This window comes from Nitrospiria bacterium, from assembly GCA_035498035.1.
Classification (GTDB): Bacteria; Nitrospirota; Nitrospiria; order JACQBZ01; family JACQBZ01; genus JACQBZ01.
The window spans coordinates 1-6072 of sequence record DATKAN010000059.1 but is presented as its reverse complement, the minus strand read 5'-3'; the positions used below and the strand labels follow the sequence as shown (position 1 = coordinate 6072).

General features: G+C 60.2%; 9 protein-coding genes. 8 read left to right on the top strand and 1 reads right to left on the bottom strand.

Features of this window, described 5'->3' with window-relative positions:
- From VMN77_11605 to VMN77_11570, 8 genes are all read left to right on the top strand, one after another.
- Positions 1 to 183: hypothetical protein (locus VMN77_11605; protein HTN44430.1), on the top strand; the 183-nt coding region annotated here is incomplete at its 5' end.
- 99 nt (positions 184 to 282) lie between these two features.
- Complete coding sequence (locus VMN77_11600) at positions 283 to 765, top strand: isoprenylcysteine carboxylmethyltransferase family protein (protein ID HTN44429.1); 483 nt, start codon at positions 283 to 285, stop codon at positions 763 to 765.
- 159 nt (positions 766 to 924) lie between these two features.
- Complete coding sequence (locus VMN77_11595) at positions 925 to 2607, top strand: RecQ family ATP-dependent DNA helicase (GenBank protein HTN44428.1); 1683 nt, start codon at positions 925 to 927, stop codon at positions 2605 to 2607.
- Positions 2608 to 2615: 8 nt separating this feature from the next.
- On the top strand, positions 2616 to 2939 hold the full coding sequence (locus VMN77_11590; GenBank protein HTN44427.1) for an ArsC/Spx/MgsR family protein: 324 nt from the start codon (positions 2616 to 2618) through the stop codon (positions 2937 to 2939).
- A gap of 179 nt (positions 2940 to 3118) precedes the next feature.
- The gene (locus tag VMN77_11585; protein HTN44426.1) at positions 3119 to 3421 is read left to right on the top strand and encodes an RNA-binding protein; all 303 of its coding nucleotides are present in this window, start codon (positions 3119 to 3121) and stop codon (positions 3419 to 3421) included.
- 77 nt (positions 3422 to 3498) lie between these two features.
- Positions 3499 to 3858, top strand: a complete 360-nt coding sequence (locus tag VMN77_11580; protein ID HTN44425.1) for a hypothetical protein — start codon at positions 3499 to 3501, stop codon at positions 3856 to 3858.
- A gap of 59 nt (positions 3859 to 3917) precedes the next feature.
- Positions 3918 to 4778: a DMT family transporter gene (locus tag VMN77_11575; GenBank protein ID HTN44424.1), complete on the top strand. Its 861-nt coding sequence runs from the start codon at positions 3918 to 3920 to the stop codon at positions 4776 to 4778.
- 74 nt (positions 4779 to 4852) lie between these two features.
- Positions 4853 to 5419: a dihydrofolate reductase family protein gene (locus VMN77_11570; GenBank protein ID HTN44423.1), complete on the top strand. Its 567-nt coding sequence runs from the start codon at positions 4853 to 4855 to the stop codon at positions 5417 to 5419.
- On the opposite strand, the gene VMN77_11565 is transcribed toward VMN77_11570, so the two are convergent.
- On the bottom strand, positions 5370 to 6072 hold a 703-nt coding region (locus tag VMN77_11565), incomplete at its 5' end, for a hypothetical protein (protein ID HTN44422.1). The two genes, VMN77_11570 and VMN77_11565, sit on opposite strands and share 50 nt — an antisense overlap.

Genomic DNA, 6072 nt, shown 5'->3' with positions numbered 1-6072 from the left:
ATGGGTTTCTTGGTTACATTCCTCGAAACCTGGGGACCCTTTCTCATTTTCATTATTGTATGGTTTTTTGTCATGCGTCGGATGCGATTCAACCAGCCCTGGGATCAAATCACAAAACGCCTGGAAGGAATCGAGAACCAGCTCGGTCGCATCGCGAACATTCTGGAACGGCGGGACAAGTAACATTCTTCCCCCGCGCCGGAGCCGGGGGCGGTGCGGGGGCGCGCGGACGCGGCCGCAGTCGTTAGGCAGTTCACGGGCTTCGTTTAGGAGTTTTTCGGCATGGCCGACGGCAAGAATAGAAACCTGCGGGACCACTCCGGTGTTTTTCTCCCGCCCCCGCTCCTGTACGCCTTCGTTTTTATCGGCGGGTTGCTGCTGCAGCGCATTTGGCCTGTTCCCATGCTGCCGTCTGCCGTCGGCCGGAACGCGGGAATCGCTTGCATATTGTCCGGGGTGACGCTGGAAGTCTGGAGCATTCTAACCTTCTGGCGTGCCGGGACAAGCGTCATTCCGGTCAGACCGTCGACCGCGGTTGTTACCGACGGGCCGTTTCGCTTCAGCCGGAATCCGATTTATGTTGCATTGACACTTCTATATTTGGGAGCGACATTCTGGCTGAATTTAGTTTGGCCGCTTCTACTGCTTCCGGCGCTGCTGTTGCTGGTTCAAATCTACGTTATTTCTCGCGAGGAGCGATATCTCGAGCGGAAGTTCGGCCGGGAATATCTGCAATACAAGTCCCGTGTGCGGCGATGGCTGTGAGAAACCGACCTTCCCCGCGCCGGAGCCGATGGCTCCAGGCCTGCCGGGATACCTGACCGGAAGATTTTATCCCCTTGTGTTTTTTCCGTTTCTCCTTTAAGCTCTCGCTCGATGTCTCTACAATGGTCCAAAGATCAGGTGGCGCAGGAGGTGGAGGCCTTGGCGCGTCTTGCCGCCTCGGAGACGGCCGACGATCCCAAGATCGGTCGATCCTTCGATGAGCGGCTCGATCGACTGCGGGACCTTTTCCGGGCGGAACCGCGGCTCTTCAGTCCGGCTCTGATCACTTCCCTCAAGCGGCTGTCGTCCTCCGTCCCTCCCCAAATTGAGCTCCCATCGACAACGCCTCAGGAAATCTTACAGTCAACCTTCGGCTATCCCTCGTTTCGACCGGGGCAGGAAGAGATTATCCGTGCGGTTCTTTCGGGGCGGGATTGTATCGGGGTGATGCCGACCGGGGCGGGCAAGTCGCTGACGTATCAGATCCCGGCCCGAATCCTTTCCGGGACGACCCTCGTGATTTCACCGTTGATCGCCTTGATGAAGGATCAAGTCGACGGCCTGACGGAAATCGGAATCCGGGCGACCTTTATCAATTCAAGTTTAACCCCTTCGGAGCGTCGGGAGCGCATGGCGGGATTATCGGCGGGGGAGTACGATCTGGTCTATGCCGCCCCGGAGGGCTTGGAGGGTCCTCTCCTTGATTTTTTGTCAACCTGTCGGATCCGTCTCATTGCGGTCGATGAGGCCCATTGCATCAGCCAATGGGGCCACGACTTCCGGCCCTCCTATCGAAACCTCTCGGGGCTGAAGTCCCGCTTCGGGGATGTTCCGGTCCTGGCGCTCACGGCGACCGCGACCGAGGAGGTCTCGGTCGATATCATCCGACAGATGGGGATGGTTGCGCCACTCCGCTTTCGCGGATCGTTCTTTCGACCGAATCTCCGTCTCCATGTGTACAAGAAGGGAAACGGAAGAGAGACCAAGGAAGATATTCTGCGGCTGGTTCTATCCCGCGCCGGACAGTCGGGGATCATCTATTGTCTGAGCCGAAAAAGCGTGGAGCAGACCGCCGCGTTTCTGACGTCGCGCGGCGTTCGGGCCTTGCCTTATCACGCCGGGATGGAGAACGACCTTCGGTCCCGATCGCAAGAGGCTTTTCAAAGGGACGATGTCGAGGTGATGGTGGCGACGGTGGCCTTCGGCATGGGGATCGACAAATCGAACATCCGCTATGTGATCCATCGCGACATGCCGAAGAGCATCGAGGGGTACTATCAAGAGATCGGGCGCGCCGGTCGGGACGGGCTGGGGAGCGATTGCATCCTCTTTTATTCCTGGTCGGAGGTCTTGAGCTACGACCGGTTTTTGGACGACCTCACTGATGATCGACTCCGAAACAGGGTGAAGGCGCAGACGCGGGAGATGTTCAACTGGGCCGAACGCCATTCCTGCCGGCATCAAAGTCTGGTCTCCTATTTCGGCGAGACCCTCGCTCCTTGCGGCGCCTCGTGCGATGTCTGCGGAAAGTGGGACCTGCTGGAGAGGCTTCCGTCCGCGGCAGCGGGTCGCCCGGTTCATCGAAGCAGAAAGCGGATCCCCGTTCCGTCGGATGAGATGCCCGACGCGGCCGGCGCGTTGTTCGCCCGCCTGAAGGTATTGCGAAAGCGCCTGGCGGATGAGAGGGGCCTTCCGGCCTACATCGTCTTCAGCGATGGGGTCCTGCTCGCCATGGCGGCGCAGCGGCCCTCCACGGAAGAGGAACTGCTTCGGATCAGCGGGATCGGGCCGAAGAAGCTCGCCCGGTACGGGGCGATTTTCCTGGCCGAGGTGAATAAATGAGCGCCCGCGTGCTTACCTTATTCGCCTATCCCAAATGCGGCACCTGTGTCAACGCGAAAAGGTTCCTGGCGAAGCTCGGACGCACGGTGAATGAGATCGACATCACCCCGTCGCCGCCGTCGGCAAAAGAGTTGAGCGGGCTGATCGACCGGAGCGGCCGGCCCTATACCGACTTTCTGAATCGCAGCGGCGTGCCGTATCGCGCCCTCAATATGAAGGAGAAGGTCAGGACGCTGCCGCCGCCTGCGATCATCCAACGGCTCGCATCGGAAGGCCGGCTGATCAAGCGTCCGATTGTGACGGATGGGACACGGGTCACGGTGGGATTTTAACCGGAGGCGTTTTCAAAGGTCTGGGGCGGAGATGAGGACGGCAGGCCCGGCAAAAAATAAATCTCTCCGTATTGTTCATTAACGGCCCAACCCGCGCCGGAGCCGGGGGCTTGGAGGGCCTTGCGCGGCGGCTCGGATTTGAGTATCATCAACCGTACCTTAACAGGAGAGGAGAACCGATGAAAATCTTTGTGGGCAATTTATCGCGCGACGTCATGGATGAAGATCTGCGTCAGGCCTTCGAGGCGTTCGGAAAAGTCGAAACGGCCGAGGTGGTCAAGGATAAGTTCACGGGTTCGTCGAGAGGTTTCGGGTTTGTGGAAATGCCCACCGCTTCGGAGGCGCAGGCGGCGATCGAGGGCATGAACGGAAAAGATTTAAAAGGGAGGGCGGTCAACGTCAATGAAGCCCGTCCCCGCGAAGATCGAGGGGGAGGAGGACGGGGAGAGCGAGGAGGACCGGGAGGCCGACGCCGCTACTGATCCACCCCGCGCCGGAGCCGGGAGCGGAGCGAGCTTTTGACCGGGAGCATTGACGTAAATACAGCAACGGTGATCGCGTGAAGAAGGATTACTGGCTCATCGGGATCGCGGCGGCCGGCGGGGCATTAGTATGGATCGTACTGTCAGGGGTCTCCCATCATCGTGAGGCGTGGGATTCAGAGCTGTACTTCATCTATGGCATTCCGGTCATTTGTGTCGTGGCGGCGGTCCTGGCGTACGTCGAACCGCAGCAGCCGTGGAGATGGGCCGTAACTCCTTTCGCGGCGCAAGGCGTCTGGATGTTTCTCACGCAAGGTTTGGGGAGCATGTTTCCCATAGGGCTCGTTGTCCTCGGGATATTTTCTATTCCGGCCCTCCTGACCGCAGCGCTGGGAGCCTCCCTCGGGAGAAGGAGGGCGAATCGCGCCCCGTCCTGATTCACCCCGCCGGAGCCGAGGGCTTGCCGTCCCCGCGATTGTGATAAAATGCCATCCAAATGAAAACGCTTTTGTACACGGCATTCGCCCTCGTGGCCTTCGCCGCGAACTCGGTGTTGTGCCGCTTGGCGCTCGGCGCGGCCACGATCGACGCGGCTAGTTTCTCGACCATCCGGCTGGCCTCTGGCGCCTTCACCCTGCTGTTGGTGATGTCCATCTTCAAGGAGAAGGCTTCCTTCACGCCCTGCGGCCGCTGGGTCTCGGCGATCCTTTTGTTTGCCTACGCCGTGCCTTTTTCCTTCGCCTACATCGGTCTGAGCGCGGGAACAGGCGCGCTGATCTTGTTCGGCGCCGTGCAGGCGACCATGATCCTTGCGGCGCTTCGATCGGGCGAGCGGCCGCATCAACTGGAATGGGCGGGGCTGATCCTCGCCATCGGCGGACTGGTCTGCCTGGTTTTTCCGGGCCTGACGGCCCCGTCCCCGACCAGTTCCTCGCTGATGGCGGTCGCGGGCATCGCCTGGGGGATTTACTCGCTCCGCGGACGCGGAGCCCCCTCTCCCCTCGCCGACACGACGCGTAACTTTGTACACGCCGTGCCCCCCGCCCTCGGAGTCAACCTGGTCATGCTCCGGGATCTCCACGTATCCGCGGAGGGCGCCTCCCTGGCCGTCCTGTCGGGAGCGCTGGCTTCCGGGATGGGCTATGTCGTCTGGTATGCCGCCTTAAGGGGGCTGACGGCCATGCGTGCGGCAACGGTGCAGTTGGCCGTGCCGGTGTTGGCGGCCGCGGGCGGGGTGCTTTTTCTGTCGGAACCTGTTTCGCTTCGACTCGTTGCATCGGCGATCGTCATTCTTGGAGGCGTCGGTCTCGCCCTGGCGGGTCGACAGCGCTCGGTTCAGGTGAAAACGGAAAAGTGAGCGCCCGCTGTAAAGGGTCGAATCTTCTGTTGTGCCCTAGCCGCCATTTGCGGTATTCATAGAACCATCGCGATATGAAAACGATCGTCTACATCGGGACAAGTCTCGACGGCTTCATCGCAAGAAAAGATGGGGACCTCGATTGGCTGGTCCAATTCGAGAAACCCGTGAGAGACGACTATCGGAAATTTATAGCGAAGATCGACGCGGTCGTCACCGGAAGGGGGACCTTTGAAAAAGCCCTCACCTTTCCCTCCTGGCCTTATGATAAGAAAGTCTTCGTGCTAAGCAAGACCATTAAACACATACCGGAGAAGTTAAGAGGAAAAGCCACCGTTCTTTCAATGAAGCCGAGGGCGCTGCTGAAATATCTTTCCAAGGAAGGCTTTTCGAATATCTATGTGGACGGCGGGAAAGTGATACAGGGCTTCCTAAAAGACGATTGCATCGACGAAATGATCATTACAAGGGTTCCGGTTCTTATCGGGAGCGGCATCCCATTGTTCGGTGATCTTGACCATGATCTTCCGTTCAGACACGTTCGGACCAGGGTGTTTTCCAACGGGCTGGTAAAGAGCCGATACGAAAGAATCAAAGCGAGTTCAGGTAGGCGACGAGCTGATCGAGCTCGGCGTCGGTGAAGCCCTGGGTCAGGTTCGAGTGGACATCGGCCGGGGCGTCGTGCAGGAACACCTCCCGGAGGGTCGCCGCCCGGCCGTCGTGCAAATACGGGGCGGTGGCCCACACCCCTCGAAGAGTCGGCACGTTGACCGGCGCGAGGCCGGTCCCGACGCCGCCGGAAATGGTGAGCGGATTCGGCGGCAACGGGATGAAATTCGGTGCGGCGTGGCAGGTGGTGCAGCCGCCGGCCCCCTCGAAGAGGGCCTTCCCGGTCTGGGCCGCGGAACTCATCACGCCATTCGGCCCCAGGTAGACGCTTGTCGGCGCGGCGAAGGTGCTGAGAAACGATTGCATCCGGAAATCGGCGTTGTTCATGATCGTGCCGCCGATCTTGCCGTGGTGGGTGAAGGTGCCACGAATGATGCCGAGCAGGTTGGTGCTCGTCCCCTGCCAGAAATACGGGCCCGTGCTTCCAAGGCCGAACATGGGCTGAGGCTGCCGGCCGACCGTGATGTTGTCGGAGGCCCCGTCCGTGTGACAGGTCTGGCAGGTCACCGGATTCGGGTTAAAGGGACCGCCGTTGAAGAACTGGACGCTCCGGAAGAACCACTCGCCCTCCTCGGCGGGGCTCAATTGGCCGGACAGGGGAAGGCGGGGGAGACCCGAATGCGCA